The sequence below is a fragment of the Pseudomonas sp. FDAARGOS_380 genome (assembly GCF_002591235.1).
GTDB lineage: Bacteria > Pseudomonadota > Gammaproteobacteria > Pseudomonadales > Pseudomonadaceae > Aquipseudomonas > Aquipseudomonas salmasensis.
On record NZ_CP023969.1, the window covers coordinates 4,762,193 to 4,780,800 of the forward strand.

16 protein-coding genes are annotated in these 18,608 nt (G+C 60.8%); 14 read left to right on the forward strand and 2 right to left on the reverse strand.

Going from position 1 to position 18,608, the window contains the following annotated elements:
• Positions 1–24 precede the first annotated feature (24 nt).
• The 13 genes from tssC to CRN80_RS22450 are packed head-to-tail and all read left to right on the forward strand — an operon-like array spanning position 25 to position 15,202.
• Complete coding sequence (gene tssC, locus CRN80_RS22390; RefSeq protein WP_056788160.1) at positions 25–1,503, forward strand: type VI secretion system contractile sheath large subunit; 1,479 nt, start codon at positions 25–27, stop codon at positions 1,501–1,503.
• A 14-nt stretch (positions 1,504–1,517) separates the two neighbouring features.
• Positions 1,518–1,919: a type VI secretion system baseplate subunit TssE gene (gene tssE / locus CRN80_RS22395; RefSeq protein ID WP_098951202.1), complete on the forward strand. Its 402-nt coding sequence runs from the start codon at positions 1,518–1,520 to the stop codon at positions 1,917–1,919.
• Positions 1,909–3,696: a type VI secretion system baseplate subunit TssF gene (tssF, locus tag CRN80_RS22400; RefSeq protein WP_098951204.1), complete on the forward strand. Its 1,788-nt coding sequence runs from the start codon at positions 1,909–1,911 to the stop codon at positions 3,694–3,696. The genes tssE and tssF overlap by 11 nt, the downstream gene beginning before the upstream one ends.
• Positions 3,660–4,673 carry a type VI secretion system baseplate subunit TssG gene (gene tssG, locus CRN80_RS22405; protein WP_098951206.1) on the forward strand — a complete coding sequence of 338 codons (1,014 nt, stop codon included), beginning with the start codon at positions 3,660–3,662 and terminating at the stop codon, positions 4,671–4,673. The genes tssF and tssG overlap by 37 nt, the downstream gene beginning before the upstream one ends.
• Before the next feature lie 6 nt (positions 4,674–4,679).
• A complete protein-coding gene (locus CRN80_RS22410; RefSeq protein ID WP_098952672.1) occupies positions 4,680–6,191 on the forward strand; it encodes a sigma 54-interacting transcriptional regulator in 1,512 nt (503 codons plus the stop codon).
• Between the two features lie 35 nt (positions 6,192–6,226).
• Positions 6,227–6,358, forward strand: a complete 132-nt coding sequence (locus tag CRN80_RS22415; protein WP_032896909.1) for a hypothetical protein — start codon at positions 6,227–6,229, stop codon at positions 6,356–6,358.
• 11 nt (positions 6,359–6,369) lie between these two features.
• Entirely contained in the window at positions 6,370–7,566 is a 1,197-nt protein-coding gene (tagH, locus tag CRN80_RS22420; protein WP_098951208.1) for a type VI secretion system-associated FHA domain protein TagH, read from the forward strand.
• A gap of 5 nt (positions 7,567–7,571) precedes the next feature.
• A complete protein-coding gene (gene tssJ, locus CRN80_RS22425; protein WP_032896913.1) occupies positions 7,572–8,057 on the forward strand; it encodes a type VI secretion system lipoprotein TssJ in 486 nt (161 codons plus the stop codon).
• Between the two features lies 1 nt (position 8,058).
• Positions 8,059–9,387 carry a type VI secretion system baseplate subunit TssK gene (gene tssK / locus CRN80_RS22430; RefSeq protein WP_098951209.1) on the forward strand — a complete coding sequence of 443 codons (1,329 nt, stop codon included), beginning with the start codon at positions 8,059–8,061 and terminating at the stop codon, positions 9,385–9,387.
• A 5-nt stretch (positions 9,388–9,392) separates the two neighbouring features.
• On the forward strand, positions 9,393–10,253 hold the full coding sequence (gene icmH, locus CRN80_RS22435) for a type IVB secretion system protein IcmH/DotU (protein ID WP_098951211.1): 861 nt from the start codon (positions 9,393–9,395) through the stop codon (positions 10,251–10,253).
• 16 nt (positions 10,254–10,269) lie between these two features.
• Positions 10,270–13,635 (forward strand): type VI secretion system membrane subunit TssM, encoded by a 3,366-nt coding sequence (tssM, locus tag CRN80_RS22440; protein ID WP_098951213.1) that lies wholly within the window; start codon positions 10,270–10,272, stop codon positions 13,633–13,635.
• A 5-nt stretch (positions 13,636–13,640) separates the two neighbouring features.
• Positions 13,641–14,363: a PP2C family serine/threonine-protein phosphatase gene (locus CRN80_RS22445; RefSeq protein WP_098951215.1), complete on the forward strand. Its 723-nt coding sequence runs from the start codon at positions 13,641–13,643 to the stop codon at positions 14,361–14,363.
• Complete coding sequence (locus CRN80_RS22450) at positions 14,360–15,202, forward strand: serine/threonine-protein kinase (protein ID WP_003191773.1); 843 nt, start codon at positions 14,360–14,362, stop codon at positions 15,200–15,202. The genes CRN80_RS22445 and CRN80_RS22450 overlap by 4 nt, the downstream gene beginning before the upstream one ends.
• A gap of 8 nt (positions 15,203–15,210) precedes the next feature.
• Here CRN80_RS22450 and CRN80_RS22455 read toward each other — a convergent pair whose 3' ends face one another.
• Entirely contained in the window at positions 15,211–15,540 is a 330-nt protein-coding gene (locus CRN80_RS22455) for a DUF6388 family protein (protein ID WP_003191771.1), read from the reverse strand.
• A gap of 11 nt (positions 15,541–15,551) precedes the next feature.
• Positions 15,552–15,806, reverse strand: coding sequence for a hypothetical protein (locus tag CRN80_RS22460; RefSeq protein WP_223816885.1), 255 nt, complete (start codon positions 15,804–15,806; stop codon positions 15,552–15,554).
• 345 nt (positions 15,807–16,151) lie between these two features.
• On the opposite strand from CRN80_RS22460, the gene CRN80_RS22465 reads away from it, so the two are divergent.
• Positions 16,152–18,221, forward strand: coding sequence for an EAL domain-containing protein (locus CRN80_RS22465; protein ID WP_098951217.1), 2,070 nt, complete (start codon positions 16,152–16,154; stop codon positions 18,219–18,221).
• Positions 18,222–18,608 lie beyond the last annotated feature (387 nt).

Here is an 18,608-nt window from a genome sequence, read left to right on the forward strand (position 1 = left end):
TTTCAGTAAAAGGACACTGACACCATGACCACGATTCAACACGGCCCGCAACCCGTACAGGTTATCGAAGGCGGTAGCATCCTCGATAACATCATTTCCCAGACATTGCTCAGCGCCGACGACGAGGCTTATGGCATCGCCAAGCGCGGGGTGTCGGCGTTTATCGCAGAGCTGGTCAAGCCACACAATTGTGACGAACCGGTAAAAAAACGCCTGGTCGACCGGATGATCGCCGAGATCGATACCAAGCTCAGCGAGCAAATGGATGAGATTCTTCACCACCCGGAGTTCCAGGCACTGGAGGCTTCGTGGCGAGGCTTGCAGTTGCTGGTTGAGCGCACCGATTTTCGCGAGAACATCAAGATCGAGCTGTTGAATGTCTCGCGCCAGGACCTGCTGGATGATTTTGAAGACTCCTCGGAAATTACCCAGTCCGGGTTGTACAAACACGTCTATAGCGCCGAATACGGCCAGTTTGGCGGCCAGCCGGTGGGCGCGATCATTGCCAACTACTTTCTTTCGCCCAGCGCACCCGATGTGAAACTGATGCAATACGCATCCAGCGTCGCCGGCATGGCCCACGCACCCTTTATCGCTGCGGCGGGGCCGAGTTTCTTCGGCTTGGAAAGCTTCACCGGGTTACCCGACCTGAAGGATCTGCGGGACCATTTCGAAGGCCCGCAGTTTGCCAAATGGCAAAGTTTCCGGCAGAGCGAAGACGCCCGATATATTGGCCTCACCGTACCGCGCTTTCTGCTGCGCACCCCTTATGACCCCCTTGAGTGCCCGGTCAAGACCTTCGCCTACCAGGAGAATGTGGTTAACAGCCACGAGCATTACTTGTGGGGCAATACCGCCTACGCCTTCGCCACTCGCCTGACCGATAGCTTTGCGCGCTTTCGCTGGTGCCCCAACATCATTGGCCCGCAAAGCGGCGGGGCGGTTGAAGATCTTCCGCTGCATCATTTCCAGAGCATGGGCGAGATCGAAACCAAGATTCCTACGGAGGTGCTGATTTCGGACCGGCGTGAGTACGAACTGGCACAAGAAGGTTTCATCGCCTTGACCATGCGCAAGGGCAGCGACAACGCAGCGTTTTTTTCCGCCAGCTCCGTGCAGAAGCCCAAATCCTTTGGCATCAGTGAGGAGGGCAGGGCGGCAGAGCTGAATTACCGCTTGGGCACTCAATTGCCCTACATGATGGTGGTCAACCGTCTGGCTCATTACCTCAAGGTGCTGCAACGGGAGCAGTTGGGCGCATGGAAAGAGCGCACGGACCTGGAGTTGGAACTCAACAAATGGGTTCGCCAATACGTCGCGGACCAGGAAAACCCCAGTGCCGAGGTGCGTGGGCGTCGCCCCTTGCGTGCCGCGCGCATTGTGGTCAGCGATGTCGAGGGAGAGCCTGGCTGGTATCGGGTCAACGTCACGGTACGCCCGCATTTCAAATACATGGGGGCAGACTTCACGTTGTCCCTGGTCGGCAAGCTCGATAAAGAATGAGCAGAGGCCAGGGCATGCTTGAGCACAACAGCCTTTTCGAACGCCTTGAGCGTGGTGCGTCCAACCCGGGCGCCGCCGTGGCGTCCATTGCCGCACATTTGGGGAAAATGCTCAGCACTCGTGCGGGCAGTGTCCGGACGCTGCCTGATTATGGCTTGCCTGACCTCAATGACATGCGGCTCAGCTTGCATGAATCCTTGAGTCAGTCGCGCCTGCATATCGAACGGTTTATCCAGGCGTATGAGCCGCGGCTGACGAATGTACGTGTCAGGCTGCTGCCGGTTGTGCGTGACTCCTTGTCCCTGGCATTCGCCATTGAGGCTGAGCGGATAATTGAGGGTGCCCTGCATCCCGTGGTGTTCCACGCGCGCCTTACCGATACCGGGCGGGTTGAGGTTTGTGCCGATGGCGCTTGACCGTTATTTCCAAAGCGAACTCAGCGCGCTGCGCCAACTGGGGCGGCGTTTTTCCGAGCGTAATCCCGCCCTGGCGCCGTTTCTTGGCGAAGCCGGCCAGGACCCGGATGTCGAGCGCTTGCTGGAGGGCTTTGCATTCCTGACCGGGCGCCTGCGCCAGAAGCTGGATGACGAACTGCCGGAGTTGACGCACTCATTGATGCACCTGCTCTGGCCCCATTACATGAGGCCGATACCGGCCTTCAGCATCCTGCAATTCGACCCGTTGAAACGTGCCGGCCCCAGCGTTCGGGTGGCCCGGGACACTGCTGTGCAAAGCGCACCCATCCAGGGAGAGCGTTGCCGGTTCCGCACCTGTTATGCCACCGACGTCATGCCGTTGCAGCTCAATGGCCTGGAATACAGATGCCAGGGCGAAGGGGCCTGGTTGGACTTGCGCCTGCGCATGAGTGTCGACGGCAGCTTCAGTGAGTTGATATTCGATTCGCTGCGACTGCACCTGGCCGGTGACCATTACATCAGTCAGGGCCTGTATCTGAGCCTATTGCGCCACCTGGAGGGCATCAGCCTGCAGCTCGTGGATCACGATGGTCTGCCGATCAACGCCGGCGATGGCCAACCCATGACGCTGCGGCTCAATGCCAACCAGGTCCGGCCGGTGGGGTTTGCCCCAGACCAGGCGTTGATTCCTTATCCGCAGAACACCCTGGAGGGGTATCGGCACTTGCAGGAGTACTTCGCGTTTCCCGAGAAGTACCTGTTTGTCGATGTCGTAGGCCTGGAGGTATTGCACACGTTGCCTCACGAGTTACTCCGGCAGGCGCACGGCCTGGTGATGCGTTTCGAACTTCGCACCCAGGGCCGTGAGCCCCTGCGTCCTACCCTGGATAACGTGAAGCTGTATTGCACGCCCATCGTCAACCTGTTTACCCAGGATGCCGTTCCCATTCGCCTGGACGGTAAACAGGACGAGTACCTCCTGGTGCCTGGGGAATACACGCCAGGCAATGCCAGCGTATTTTCCGTGGATAAGGTCACAGGCTGGCGCCCCGGTGGTTTGGGCTATCAAACCTACGTGCCGTTCGAGTCGTTTGAACATGATTGCAACAGTGAGCCTCTGGCGGCACCGCCCAGCTACAGCATTCGCCAACGTTCGTCGGTCCAACATGCCGGGCTCGACACCTGGATGGGGTTCGGCAATCGCCGCGAACAGGGCCAGGAAACCCTGTCGGTCGAACTGACCTGTACCAATTGCAACCTGCCACGGCAATTACGTGCAGGCGACATCAACCAGCCAGGCGAACAGACACCGGAGTCGTTGACGTTCGGCAATATCACCGCGCCAACGGCGAGCTACTCGCCGCCCCTGGACCAGAATTTTCTGTGGAAGCTCATCAGCAACATGTCGCTCAACTATTTGTCGTTGACCGATATCAACGCCTTGAGAGTGATTCTCGAAACCTACGACCTGCCGCGTTATTACGATCGCCAGGCGCTGAAGGTCAGCCAGAAAAGACTGGGGGCGTTGCGCGCCATCCGTCATGAGGCGATTGATCGCCTGCATCGTGGGTTGCCCGTGCGAGGTGTGCGGGTCGATCTGACCGTCGATTCCCAGGGCTTTGTCGGTCAGGGCGACTTGTTTGTATTCGCTTCGGTCCTCAATCAGTTCTTTGCGCTTTATGCCAGCCTCAATTCCCATCACGAGTTGCGTGTCATCAGCACACAAGGAGACGTGTATCTATGGCCATCCCGGATCGGGCAGCAACCCCTGCTCTAAATCAACTTTGCCGGGGTATCCGTGAATACACGCTGTTCCAGGCGGTTTTGCAGGTCACCGAGCGATTGCGTGAGGCTCATCCGCTGCTGGATGAGGACGCGCTGTACGACCAGTTGGAGTTCCAGGCCAACCCTGGCTTGGGGTTTGCCGCGCACGATATTGACCGAGTGGAGTTCTTTATGGAACACGGACATTTGCGCGCACGCCTGCGCCTCAATGTGCTGGGGTTATTTGGCGCCGGGTCCCCACTGCCTGCGTTTTATGGTGAGCAGGCATTTGCCGAACAGCCGGGCGGCAACCCGACTCGAGACTTCCTCGATCTGTTCCATCATCGCCTGCACCGGCTGATGCTCCCGATCTGGCGCAAATACCGCTATCGGGCGTGTTTCCGGGCAGGCGCCAATGACGGTTTTTCCGAGCAGATGTTTGCCTTGACGGGGCTGGGTGGTGCCGCGATCCGTGGCGCTTGCCAGCTCGATTGCAAGCGCTTGCTGCCCTACCTGGGCCTGCTGAGTGTGCGTGTGCACTCGGCGGCGTTGATCGAGTCGGTCCTGCGTTACTACTTCAAGCACGACGCGTTGTTTATCGAGCAGTGGGTTGAACGCCAGGTCGAGGTCAGCCAGGTACAGCGCAATGACCTTGGACGGGCCAACAGTGTGCTTGGCGAGGACCTTGTGCTGGGGCGCCGCGTCGCTGACCGCAGTGGCAAGTTCAGGGTGCATGTCCGCGCGTTGGGGTGGCAGCGTTTTCACGACTTCCTGCCCACGGGAAAGGCCTGTGAGCCGCTGCGCTCGCTGGTGCGCCTGACCCTGCGCGATCCGTTGGAATACGACCTGCGTTTGGTAATGGCACAGGCGCAGATCAGAGCCCTGCACATTGGCGAAAACACGGTTTGCCGCTTGGGCTGGACCACCTGGTTGGGGCGCGAGCGGGCCGAAGGCGTCGTCACGCTAACCGGCAATTTTCACAAGGAATGAATGGACATGATGAACAGGGATTTGCAACACATGATCGACGCACTGTCTGCCTGTTTCGCACGCTTGGGGTTCGAGCGTGATGAACACGCGTTACCTGACGTATGTGTCCGCGCGGTGGCCCGGCTGAGCCAGTGCGACGTCAGCCAGTTGTACCTGCTCGATGAAGTGACCGGCGGGCTTGAACTGATCGCCCAACATCTTGCCCAGGTTCCGTCGCTCGCCGTAGTGCCTTCACGGCCTGGTCAGCATTCCCAACAGTTGCTGCACGACACCTTGACCCAGGGCACAGCGTTGAGCCTGGAGGATGTGCAAGGCAGCGGCCATGACACGGGTTTCCTGCCAGCATTGGCGACACCTTGGCGGGCACTATTAAGCGTGCCGCTGTTCAACCGATGCGAACGCATGACTGGTGTGCTGGTATGCGCCAGCCAACACCCGGCCCAGCTGCAAGGCTACGCTCCCTCCTTGGGGCATTTGGGCAGCTTCGCCGTCAATCAGTTGCGCGTACTGCGCGATGGGCAGCCCAACGTTGGCACACAGCCCGAATGCAACACACCCTTGGCTGGTGCATACGGCCTGATTGGCACCAGTGCGGCAATGGAGCAGGCGTGCCGGCTGATCAGTAAAGTCTTGAACACCCCTTACACCGTGCTACTGCAGGGCGAGACCGGCACAGGCAAGGAAGTGGTGGCCCGGGCCATTCACGCGGCCGGGCCGCGCAAGGCCAAGGCGTTTGTGGTGCAAAACTGCGCGGCGTTCCCGGAAGGGTTGCTTGAAAGCGAGCTGTTCGGTTACCGCAAAGGCGCGTTCACGGGTGCCGAACGCAATCACGCGGGGCTGTTCGACACCGCACATGGCGGTACGTTGCTGTTGGATGAGATCGGCGATATGCCGCTGCCCTTGCAAGCCAAATTGCTACGGGTATTGCAGGAGGGTGAGGTTCGCCCGCTGGGTGCCAGTGCGGCACACAAGGTCGACGTGCGAATCATTGCCGCGACCCACCGCGACCTCGCGGCGATGGTCGCCGAAGGGCGCTTTCGTGAAGACCTCTATTACCGCCTTGCGCAGTTCCCCATCACCTTGCCGGCCCTGCGCGAGCGAGACGGCGATGTGCTGCAACTGGCGCGCCATTTCACGGTCAAGGTGTGCGCAGCGTTGGGCAGGCCACCTGTCGAGTGGTCGAATACCGCCCTCGATCAGCTCTCCAGCCACGGTTTTCCCGGCAACGTGCGCGAGCTCAAATGCCTGGTGGAGCGCGCCGTGTTGTTGTGTGACGACCGCGTGATTCGGCCCGAGCACCTGGCGCTGCCCCTGGCACCAAAGCCGGCCACTCCCGATGACGTGACGCTGCGCCAACGTATGGAGCGAGTGGAGCGCACGTTCCTGCTCGACTGCCTGCACAAGAACCACGGCAATCGCACCCGAACCGCGCGGGAGCTTGGGGTCGCCCGGCGTACCCTGCTTTACCGCCTGGCCCGTTTGAACATTCCCTTTGGTGATGCCCGGGAGGAACGCTGAATGACGCACTCGATTTTTACTGGGGGAGAAGCCTGATGCCTGATCGTCCGTGGCACGTCGTCGTGCTGGTGATGTGTTTGTTGGGGGGCTGTAACGCCAACTATGTGTTCGATGATGCCGAGTACCACCCCTTGGGTGATCCGCAGGCGATCATTCGTGGCCGCTGAAAGGAGAGGGCATGAAGCTGCAGCTTGTGTTTGAGGTCTGCGCGTGCGAAAGCGACAAGAGCCTACTTTTGGCCCGCAAAGTATTTGACGGTGCAGGCGGCGTGATCGGGCGCGGCCCTGGATGTGACTGGGTGATCCCTGACGCCAGCCGCGTACTCTCCAGCCATCATGGGTTGATCGGTTACCGTGAAGGCCGTTATTTCCTCACGGATATCAGCCGCAACGGTATAGGACTGGCCAACAGTCCCGAACGCCTGCGCAAGGGGCAGGCGCGATTGATCAGTGACGGTGACGTCTTCGAGCTGGGGGTGTTGACGATACGTGCGCGCCTGCTGGAATCGACGCGACCTTGCGACGAGTTGCTGACGACCGCGGCAGTACCGATCCCCGATGACGCTTTCCTGTCGCTGGACCCGCTGCACGGCTTGGACATTGATCGCCAGATGCAGTCCACCTCGGATGATCTGGAGGCCTTGAACAAGAGCGCCGATGAGCAAGCGATATGGGCAGATCACTTTGGGGCCGATAGCGAGCACGTGGCCTTGCCGCGTCAGCAAGCCCCTTCGATAGAGGTTGCCGCCGTACCCGCTGTTGCGATGACGCCGTCAACCGACGAGGTGTTCTGGTCACAATTTGCAGCGGTCCTGGGCGTCGACCTTACGGCCCTCGACACGCCGGCCCGGGAGGCGCTGGCGATCAAGGTGGCACGCTTGTTTCGGGTGACGATCGAAGGGCTGCAACACGGTTTGCGCACTCGGGAAGAACTGAATAACGAATTGGGTACGGCGGCGTTCGCCAGTCAGGGCATGGGCCAGAACCCCTTGAAAATGCATAGCGATACCGATGCTGCGTTGGCCGCGATGCTCGATACCCGGGAGTTGGGGCAACTGCCTGCCGTGCGCGCCATTGCCCAGGTGCACCGAGAACTGCAGGTGCATCAGGTTGCGCTGCTGGCCGCTTGTCGAAGCGCCATACGTAACGCCCGCGCGGCTTTTGAGCCCAGCCACCTGTTGGGGTGCTTTGAGTCCCAGGGCAAATCGGCCGGGTTTTTCCCCGATGGCGGGCATTGGCGGGCCTACCAGCGTCACTACCAGCGTGTAGTGGCGCAAGAACAGCTGAACGATCGCCCGTTGGGCGGCGACTTCGCCAAAGCCTATGAGGAGCAGTTGCGCCTGCTCTCCAGCCTGCACATGGATTTTCCAGGATGATAGTCATGTATCGAGCCACCCTTGTTTCGCTGTTGCTCTTGTGCGGGCTGTTGGCGGGCTGCAGTGCCGTCTCACCATTCTCCACGCTGACCAAGCTGGATGTGGTGCTGACCGCCAGCGAGCACGTCAACCCGGACCTGCACGGTCGTCCTTCTCCCGTGGTGGTGCAGTTGATCGAACTGCGCCATGGCGTCGCCTTTGAACATGCCGACTTCTTCAGCCTGTATGGCAACGCCCAGCAGGCGCTGCCCAAGGACTGGGTCGGCAGCGAGGAGGTTGAACTGCGCCCGGGTGACCGGCTGGCGCTCAAACTGCGCATCGCTCCTGAGAGCCGTTTTGTGGGCGTGCTGGCCGCTTATCGAGACTTGCCCCATGTGCAATGGCGGCGGCTGGTGCCCTTGACGGTGCAGCAACGCAACCGTGCCGAGCTGGTGCTGGACCAGGGCGGTATACGTGTTGCTGAGCCGCTCGCTGCTGCGGAGAAGCAATAACATGCAGGTTCATAAAGTCATCTGGCAGGAAGGCATGCTGTTGCGGCCACAGCACTTGCAGCACAACGACCGTTATTACCAGCAGCAGCTCAATCAGACCCGCCTGCTGGGCAGTGACACCTGGGGTTTGCTCACGCTCGAACTCAATACGCAGTACCTCAAGCTGGGCAAACTGGTGGTCAACCAGGCCAGTGGCGTGTTACCGGACGGCAGCCTGTTTGAATTGAATGCCGCCATGGAGCCGCTGGTGCTGCAGGTGCCAAAGGATGCAGGCACGCAAGGGGTTTACCTGGCGCTGCCGCTGGCCAGCGGCAGTCACCTTGAGGTCCGCCAGCCTGCGCAAAGCGAGGTGTTGGCGCGCTACCTCAGCTGTGAAGTGGAAGTGGGAGACTCCAACGTGGGCGTGGATACGCGTTGCCGAATCCACTGCGCGCGCCCGGATTTACGTCTTATGCTGGGTGAACAGCCGGGTGACCAGCACTTCGTCAAGCTCAAGGTGGCCCAGGTACTGGACGCCAGCAGTGAAGGCGGCGTGAATCTGGATACGGCGTTCATCCCGACGTTTATCTTCGTGCAGGAGCACGGGTACGTGGCGTCGTGCCTCAAGGAGGTAATTGGTCTGCTTGCCAGCCGGGGCGATGCCATCGCGGCGCGCATTCGTGGCGAAAGCACAGCCGCAGGCACGCACATCGCCGATTTCCTGATGCTGCAAGTGATCAATCGTAGCGAGCTGGAACTGCGCCACTGCCTGAGCCAGGCGCGGGTGCGGCCCGAAGCGGTGTTCCGTGCGCTGGTGTCGCTGCTTGGGGAGCTATCAACCTTCACCACTGACAGCAAACGCGCGCAGTTGGATGTTCATTACCAACACGGTGATCAGGGCGCCAGTTTTCGCGCTCTGATGGCGCAGTTGCGCATGGCGCTGTCGGTGGTGCTGGAGCAACAGGCGATCGAGTTGACATTGCAGCCACGCCAATACGGCGTTCTGGTATGCCCGGTCAGCGAGTTGAAACTGCTGGGCACCGCCACCTTCATCCTGGCAGCCACTGCGCAGTGTGAGGCGCAGGAACTGCGCCAGCGCCTGCCAGCACACCTGAAAGTCGCGCCGGTTGAGCGCATACGCGAGTTGGTCAACCTGCACTTGGCCGGTATCAAGGTCAAACCCTTGCCAGTGGCGCCGCGACAGATTCCGTTCCATGCCGGCAAGACCTATTTCATGCTCGATATGAGCCCCCGTGATATCGCGCAGCTGGAGCAGTCGGGTGGTTTCGCTTTCCACGTAGGGGGTGAATTCACCGGGCTTGAACTCGACTTCTGGGCCATCAGGAACTGAATGCCATGGACAGTGAATACACCCAGGATGAAAAAACCGTCCTGCTCGACCGGGAGACTCATGAGCCTGCCCAGGGGCCGTTGACGGATTTCCCGTCGCCGCCGCGCTACGAACAGCTGCAAGACCGCATGATCTACGCCGGCCACAGGCTCGATACCCAGAGCTTTCAGGCAGGGCTCAACCCGCTGGTTGCCGCAGCCTGGGCGGTATTGTTTGAAGTTATAGGACTCAGGGTCTGCTCCGGCCGTGAAAACCTGGGCACACTCAACGATCGGTTAGCGTTGGCGGTGACTCAGTTCGAAACCCGCGCCTTGCAGGGCGGCGTGGAGAACAGCCAGGTCATGTCGGCACGCTATGTGTTGTGCAGCGTGATCGATGAGGCGGTGGTGACGACCCCGTGGGGGGCGCAAAGCGAATGGTCGAAGATGAGCCTGTTGAGCCGCTTTCATAACGAAACCTTTGGCGGCGAAAAAGTGTTCCAGTTGCTGGAGCGCCTCACGCGCTACCCGGTGAAGCACCTGGCGATGCTGGAGTTGCTGTACCTGTGCCTGTCCCTGGGGTTCGAAGGCAAATACCGGGTGATGGAGCGGGGCGTGTCGCAACTTGAGGCGGTGCGCGATGCGTTGTATCGCCAGATCAGGCATGTACGTGGGGAACCGGCGGCGGTAGCGCTACTGCCTGCCCAGCCAAAGGCCGAACGGCGCAAGCGGGTGCGTGTCATCCCTGCCACTTGGTGGGTCGGCCTCACCTTGGTATGTGTGCTGGCGATGTACACAGGGTTTGCCTGGGTACTGAGCAACGAGCGTACGCACGCGCTGCAACCCCTTCAACTGTCGGCGTCGGATCTGCTCCGCACGCCTTTGTAAACGCTGGGAGCATTGAATGATCGCATTCTTCAAGGGGATGGGCACCGTGCTGGGCAGGATTTGGGTGTGGAGCCTGTTGCTGGTGCTGTCCTGTGCGGCAATGGTGTGGTTTTTGGGGCCGCTGCTGGCGGTGGATGACCACCGTATCTGGGCCGGGGCGACTGCGCGGCTGGTCACCATCAGCAGTGTGTTCTTGCTATGGGGACTGGCGATGGCGTTTGCGGGGCCCGGTTTTGCCGCCTGGCGCCAAAGGCCGGAGCGCGAGGCGCGCCAGCAGCCGATGACGGGGGTGGAGGACGAACGCCGACACCTGCGCAGTCGGTTCAAGAAAGCCGTGCACCTGCTCAAGACGTCCCGCCATTATGGAGAGCGTAACGCACGTTGGCGTCATGAGTTGCCTTGGTACCTGTTGATCGGTGAACCGGGCAGTGGCAAGACGCAGTTGCTGGCGGCAGCGGGCTTACCGCTGGCGCTGGATCACGCGCAAGCGCGGCCGATCGGTAGCAGTGCCCATTGTGACTGGTATTTCGGCGACGAAAGTGTCCTGATCGACACCCCGGGACGCTACCTTACCCAGCCCGACCGTTCAGTGGACGCCGCAGGTTGGGCTACCTTGCTGCAACTGCTTAGGCGGCGTCGCCGAGTGCGCCCGCTCAGCGGTGTGGTGGTGACGTTATCGGCCGATACGCTGGCGAGCGCCACTGAATACGACCTGGATCATCATGCCCGCCGCGTACATTCGCGCTTGCAGGAGATCCAACAGACGCTGCATGTGGATGTGCCGATTTACCTGGTGTTGACCCACGCCGACCAGTTGCCGGGATTCGCTGAGTACTTCGACTCACCCCTTGGAGAAAGTGCCGACAGTGTGCTTGGGCAGCACCTGCATGCCTGCGCAGAGGGGACTGACACGACGCTGGTTCGTCAGGCGGTCGAGCGATTATTGCAACGCTTGAACAGTGAACTGATTGGGCGATTGCATCAGGAGCGCAATGTCGAGCGACGTGGGCAGATGCTGGAGTTTCCCCAGCAGGCAGCACGAATGGGGGAGCGCGTCAGCCTGTTCGTTGACATGGCGTTTTGCGCTCATCGCTACCAACCCATCAACGGTTTGCGAGGGTTCTTCTTGACCTGCGCCGATGGCAGGCACCCGCGCTTTGTGCAGGGCCTGTTCAGCCAGGTGATCTTCGCCGAGGCCGACCTTGCGGGTTTGCAGGCTCAGGAACAGCAACGTCTGCGTTGGCGCCAGGGCGCGCAGGCGATGGCTGCGGCGCTGGTTATTGGCGGTGTCGGCGGGCTATGGGGGCACAGTTACTCCGTCAACCACCAACGCTTGGCGCAATTGGCGGCGCTGACCTCACACCCGCCGCTCGCCCTTGCGGCCAACGATGAAAGCACGGCGCTGTTGGCGCTGTTGGACGCGCGACTGGCGGCGACCCAGGTTTTTCCGGGGCCGGCAGATGTACGCCTGGTGGAGCGCACCGGGCTGTATCAGGGTGAACTGAGCCGTCCCCGCGTCGATCAAGCCTATGATCAGGCGCTGCAACAGCTATTGCTGGCCTGGATAGCCGCCCAGTTGGAAGAACAGGTACTCGCTAGCCTGGGGGACAGGGAACGACTGCTCGACGACCTGCGTGCCTACCTGATGCTCAATCTGCGCGAGCGCCGTGACACGACCTGGCTGGCAGAACATATCGCAAGCCTTTGGTCGGTGCGGTTTGCCGGGGATATGCCGACACAGAAGCGCCTTAATACGCACCTTGCCCGGCTGCTGGAGCAACCGTTTGTGGTGCCGCTCAACGAAGAGCGGGTGGCGCAGGCCCGTGAAGCGCTGAGGGGCGAATCGTTGGCCGATGGGGTCTATCGGGTATTGCGCGAACAAGCGCGCAGCCTGGAGCCGTTGCGGCTGGCCGAGGGTAAGGTGTTCGCCGCTGTCGACCCGCCTGTGCCGGGGTTCTATACCAAACGCTATGTGCAGTACTTCGAGGCGCAGGGCCCGCGCTTGGTCAACGCCATCACCCAGGACAACTGGGTACTCGGGCAGGGCTCCGACCTGGGGCCTCAGGACTTGCGGCGCCTGATGGCTGAATTGCAGCAGCGCTATTTCAGCGAGTATGCCGATGCCTGGAACGATGCGCTTGGCCGAGTCAGGCTGCAAGAGACCGACAACCTGCGCCAGGATGCCGAGCAACTGATGAACCTGACGTCAGCGCAATCGCCCTTGATTCGTCTGTTGCAACAGGTGCGTGAAAACACGCGCCTGTTGCCAGGCCATGGGCTGCTGGACAAAGTGGCCCAGCAGTCGGTAGACCTGGGCGAGATGGCCAAGTCGCGGTTGACGGCAGGGCAGACGGCTATTGTCGAGGCGCCGCGGCGCGCCTTGCAGCGCCGCTTTGAGCCTTTGCATCAATTGCTGGATGAGCAGCAAAACCCCGGCGTAGAGCTGACTCAGGCGTTGCGCCTGCTGGATGAAGTACACCTGCAACTGACGGCATTGAACCGTGACAGCGCACCCGAGCAGGCGGCTTTCCTGCGCGCCAGGCAGCGCATGGAGGGCCAGCAGGATGCATTGGGCAATCTGCGTGACGCCGCCGCGCGCCTGCCGCTGCCCGTTGCCGGCTGGCTCGAAGGTGTGGCCGATGACAGTTGGCGGCATCTGCTGGAACAGGCCTATGTGCACGTCAACCAACGTTATCAGAGCGAGGTGCATAGCCTTTACGCCAAGGCGATAGGCCGACGTTACCCATTCAATGCGCACGCCAGCAGTGAGGTCGCCCTTCACGATTTTCAGGAGTTCTTCAAGCCACGCGGGGTAATGGCGCGCTTTTATGAGGGCTACCTGCGGCCTTTTATCAGCGTCGACGGCAGCCGCTACCGACTGCGTGGGCTGGATGGCCAGAGTTTGCCGGTTTCGCGTGCGCTGCTGGAGCAATTGATGAAAACTCAGGTCATCCGCCGCGGCTTTTTTACCGAAGACGCGGGGGAGTTATCTGTGCGATTCACCTTGGCGCCCTACAGCCTGGACCCATCGGTCAGCCGTGCGATCCTGCGGTTTGGCGACCAGCAATTGGAGTATCGCCACGGTCCGATCGTACCCATGGCGTTCCATTGGCCCACCGATGCAGACAATGGGCGCAGCAGCCTCGTTCTGGAGAGAGGCACGGAGCAGCGACCCTTGGGTATCGAAAAGAACACCGGGGCGTGGTCGTTGTTCCGGTTTCTGGATCTGCTGCAGAAAGAGCCCGCCAGTGGCCGAAATATACAGATCCTCAAGGCAGACCTCGCCGGCCTGCGCGCCAATTACCGGCTCACCAGCCAGCGTACGCCCGGTCCGTTTGACATGGACACATGGCGCACCTTTCGCCTGCCGGAGCAGCTGTGACTCCGATGGAAGCCCCGTGGCGCAGCGCCGGGCGCACGCAGCGAGGCCAGGCGCGGTTGCGCAATGAGGATGCGTTCCTGGACAACCCGCGCGCGGGTTGCTGGGCGGTGGCGGACGGCATGGGCGGGTATCGGCACGGGGATGTCGCCAGCCAGTGGGTGGTCAGCCAGTTGGCGTCAGTGTCGGCGAACGGCAACCTTGACCAACGTATCCAGGCGGTTCGCCACAGGTTGCAGGACGTCAACCAAGGGGTGAGGCGCGCATGGACAGAGCCTGGTGCAAGCGGTGACGTGACGATGGGCAGCACCGTGGTTGCCCTGTTGCTGGAGAAGGGCCGGGCAGCCTGCCTATGGGCGGGGGACAGTCGTTGCTATCTATGGCGCGACCAGAGCCTTTATCAGTTGTCGAAGGACCACTCGCTGCTGCAGCGCCTTATGGACGAGCGGCAGTTGAGTGCGGCGCAAGCCCAGGCCTACCCGGGTGCCAGGGCCTTGACCCGGGCCGTTGGCGCGCGCTCGCGTTTGCACCTTGAAGTACTGGAACTGCGCACCCGCCCAGGGGACGTGTTTTTGTTGTGCAGTGATGGCTTGTATCAGGGCCTCAGCCACGTTGACCTGGGGCGGGCGTTGAGCATGGGCACGCCTCAACGGGCAGTGGAACGGCTATTTGCAGGGGCGTTGCGCAGGCCGGTACGTGATGACCTGACCGCGGTCGTGGTGCAGCCTTGAACTCGACAGCTTCATCTTCCCGTTTATTGGCTGGGCGTTATCACCTTGAACGTGTCTTGGGCAGCGGTGGTATGGGCAGGGTGTACCGCGCGCGCGACCTGTTGCACGAGCAGTTGGGCGAACCCTGTTCCAAGGTAGCGATCAAGCTACTCGACGAACCCATTTCCCAGTGCCCCGACGCCCATGTGTTGTTGTACCGCGAGTTTGCCTTGGCCCGCAGCCTTCGGCATGAGCGTGTGGTACGGGTGTTTTCGTTTGAGGTCGATACACACAGCCACGTCGCGTTTTTCACCATGGAGTTGCTACAAGGGGTGACGCTGGACCGCCTGCTGCTGGAGTGCCCCTATGGCTTGCCCTGGCGGGAGTTGCGCCCTATCGCCTTGCAGTTACTGGATGCGCTGGTTTACACCCACCAGCAAGATGTTCTGCACGGTGACGTCAAACCCGCCAATGTCATGGTGGGCGAGGAGGGCGTGCGCTTGTTCGATTTTGGCCTGGGCCATGCTCAAGCAGAGGCTGCCGTAGGGTTGCCGAGTGTCAGCCGCAGTCGTTTCAATGCCTGGACACCTGCCTACGCCGCCCCGGAACTGTTGGCCGGCGGTGCGCTGACCGCTGCCGCCGACCTTTACGGCGTGGCCTGCATCCTGTACGAACTGGCCCACGGCAGTCGCGTTGGCAAGCGCGCCTTTACAGACCGGCTGCCCCGACCCGCGCAGTTGCCCAGGCATTGCTGGGCAGCGTTACAGGCCGCGTTGGCGATAGACCCGCAGCACCGAAGCATAACGGTCGCCGAGTTGCGTCACGTCATGGGGCGTAACCGAGCACGCTGGTGCATGTAGGGCAAAGGTCAAACGGCCAAGCCGTGCAACTGGCAGTACTGCGCCCAGTCCATGCCCGCCATTTGCGCGACTTCTTTATGCACTTCGCGGCGCTGAGCCTCGAAGGTTTCGGTGGAGTCGGCCGTCAGCTTGAGGGTCAATTCCCAGGCGAACAGTTTTTGCTGTTCAGCGTACGCTTCGAAAGCCTCATGCAGCCGTTCGGCGCGATACTGCGCCAGGGTTTCGCCCCTGGCCTGGGCTACCAGTGGGTTAAGGCTGTCCAGCTCGGCAGCGACCTGCGGTTGTTCGCGCAGGAATCTGTCCAGTGCGAGCTGGTGAGTGTCGTTAGGTGCCGACATAGGTAGACACCTTAATGAGAAGGGTGGGAGCTGCTATCGGACGTGCGTGCGTTGAGGTGATGGCGAGCACGCTTGCGCGACCTGCGCCGCATCCAGTTCTGCAACGGCGCGAGCAAGAAAAACATCAGGTAGGCGACCAGCACCAGGGCCAGGTCTACCCAGGTTTCAGCCACAGGCCCGGTAAACAACTCAATGACGTTCTTGATCACAAACAGCAACACCACGCTGCACAACCACAGCAGGATGGTGACAAATAGAGGACGCATGTTACTTGAGCGCTTGTCTTGCATAGTGAGGTTCTCTCCTTTGGCCTGTTGTCGTTCCAGGCAAGATTCCCTGAGTGCGTACCCATTATCAGACAGGTTGTAACATCGTATAACACGCACAAAACGTGCGGATGATACCGACTCAGACAGCCTTAGGGGATGATTCAAGTCAGAAAGTTCGATAAATCTGTAAGGATTTAGTCTAGCAACCCGGCATTCACTGGCAAAAAAGCCGGGCGGGGACGGGCATAAAGGCTTTCGCTTCGGCTATCAGGGCGTGTAGCGTTAGCGGGTGTTTCCGGCCCTGATCTTCAGCGGCAGTCGGTGACAGGCAGAGGACGGCCCATGGCGCACACCCTGTTCAAACTTTTCCTGACCCAGCGCCTGGCAGTCCTGGCCAGTACGGAGTCGTTGCGAGCGATTCGTGAAGGACTGCTGTGGATCCTGCCGTGCCTGTTGGTGTCCGCCGGTTTCCTGATTCTGTCCGAATGCGCCCAGGCGCTGGGTTTCGATCCGCAGGTGGTGAGTTTCCTGGCGGAGTTGCATAAACAGATCAGTTCGGTGATCCCACTGCTGGTCGCGGCCTCCATCGGTTATATGTTGGCGATTCAACACCGTCTGCCACAGCTGCCGGTCGCGTTTCTGTGCCTGGCCCATGTGGTGGTCGCCACCTTCGTGCTGCGTGAGTACCCACGTGCTTCGGCCACGTTTTTATTGTTTATTGCCATTGCTTCGCCCTTGATCAATGTGCCGGCCATTGCCTGGCTGCATCGCTTTCGTTGGACGCGCCTGGTCAACCAAGACCTGGTCGGCCATAACCTCAAGGGCACCATCAACATGGTGGTGCCTGGCGCACTCACAGCCTTGGCGTTGGTGGCGGTGTTGTCGTTGCTGCTGTTGATCCCCCATGTGGCGCAAATCCAGGGGCCGCAGGTGCTTGATGCGTTGCAGGCGCCTTACGGCAGTGGGTTGTTTGTCACTCTGATGAATTCGCTGCTGTGGTTCTTCGGCATTCACGGCGTGTATGCCATGCAGCCGTTATTCGATGCCTTGGACCAGGCGGTGGCGCTCAATGGCGTAGCGTTGGCGGCGGGGGAGCCGGTGCTGTACCTGCTCAACAACGGCTTGCTGGGCAGTTTTGCCTTTATCGGTGGTTCGGGCGCAACCTTATGCCTGCTGTTGGCGATCCTGCTGTTTTCCAAGAGCCAGTCCATGCGCTTGCTGGCGGTGGCCAGTTTGCCGTTGTCGTTATTCAATGTCAGCGAGGTGCTGTTGTTCGGTTTGCCGATCATTCTCAACCCGCGCCTGTTCATACCGTTTCTACTGGTACCGGCGTTCAACGCGATGGTGGCGTTGATGGTGGTTCAACTGGGTTGGGTGTCGCCCGCGGTGGCCAGCGTGCCGTTTACCGCCCCGGTGCTGCTCAATGCCTACCTCAGCACCCACGGCGACGTGGCGGCGGTGGTGTTGCAGGTCGTTCTGCTGACGGCCGGTACGCTGGTGTATGCGCCCTACGTCAGGGCGATTCATCGCCAGTCCAGCGATGGCGGTACGGTGTACCTCAAATCCCTGGACATGACGTTTCGCGGCCTCGAAGAGAAAGGCCGCCTGCTGGAGTTCGACCCGGTGCTGGCAACTCACCAGACCTTGGCCCGCCAGGCCGCTGAGTTGAACCGCATCCAGCAGATCAGTGATTACGAGTTCTACCTTGAGTTTCAACCCCAGGTCTCCACCCGCACCGGTTTGTGCACCGGCTGCGAGGCGCTGATGCGTGCCCGGGACAGCCAGGGCACGGTGCATTCGCCCTGGGAGTTCCTGCAATGGCTGGCGCACGCCAGGCTGATGCCGGACGTGGATGTGTGGGTGGCGTCCCAGGCCGTGCGTCAGTATCAGAAATGGCTGAAGGTGGGTTTTGAACTGCCGATGACCATCAATATTTCCAGCGCCACGCTCAAGGACGCCGCCTATGGCGACCGCCTGGTGGAAATTCTTGCCCAGGCCCGAGGGCAGGTGTCAGTGGAAATTACCGAAGACGCGCTGGTCAGTGATATCCCGGCCACTCGCCAGACCATCCAGAAGCTGCAGGGCATGGGGGCCAAGGTCTATCTGGATGATTTTGGCACTGGGTTTTCTGCGCTGAGTTACTTGCATCAGTTTCCTGTGGATTTCATCAAGATTGACCGCAGTTTTGTGGTGGCCCAGCGTGACCCTAAAGGCGCCCAGGTGCTGACCGGTATGTTGCGCTTCTGCGAGGCCTTGGATTTGGGTGTGGTGGTAGAGGGGGTGGAGACGGCTGAGCAGTTGGCGTTCTTGAGTCATGGGCCTGAGTTGTTTATTCAGGGGTGGTATTTCAGCAAGGCGCTGCCTGGGGATCAGTTGCCACGCTTTGTGCGGGAGCGCAGGGCGTTGGTGTGATGGCCGACGCTTCTCTAACTGACACCTTGCGGTCCAACTGTGGGAGCTGGCTTGCCTGCGATGGTGGCCTCCCAGCAGACGCCTATCCACCTGACACCCCCACAATCCAAATGTGGGAGCGGGCTTGCTCGCGAAGGCGGCCTGACAGTCAACACAGTTGGATTGTGTGCATATCCATTGCTGCGGTAACGGCCACCTAGGGTTCCGCCCTGACGGCGGCTCACTTTTGAAAAGCGCAAAAGTAAGCAAAACGCTCTTGCCCCACCACTCGGCACCTCGCTTGGGCTCGGTGTGCCCGAACGCAGGCTTGAATCCGTGGGCCGCCGCCACGCGCCATCCATGGCGCGGGGCGGCTAACCCGGCGTCCTGCCGGGTTACCCACGAATT